This window comes from Acidisoma sp. 7E03 (assembly GCF_054665075.1).
In genome coordinates this window covers 1-278 of record NZ_BAAFHE010000074.1, presented here as the reverse complement: position 1 = coordinate 278, position 278 = coordinate 1, and the positions used below count along the sequence as shown (strand labels likewise).

General features: G+C 66.2%; 1 pseudogene. It reads left to right on the top strand.

The annotated features are described in order from the left end of the window. Positions 1 to 278: pseudogene (locus ACYQ6W_RS22740) on the top strand (ISNCY family transposase); the annotation flags it as partial.

Genomic DNA, 278 nt, shown 5'->3' with positions numbered 1-278 from the left:
TGGCTACGGCCCGACATTGGCATCGGAGGCGCTCGAGGCGCGTCATGGGCTCCATGTGCCGCGCGAGACGCTCCGCAATTGGATGCGGGAAGCCGGTCTGTGGCTGACCCGGGCGCAGCGACGGCGCTTTCATCAGCTGCGGCCACGGCGGGAGCATTTCGGCGAGCTGGTGCAGATCGACGGATCGGAGCATCGCTGGTTCGGGCCGGATCATCCCGCCTGCACGCTGCTGGTTTTCATCGACGATGCGACGGGACGTCTGATGCAGCTACAGTTCG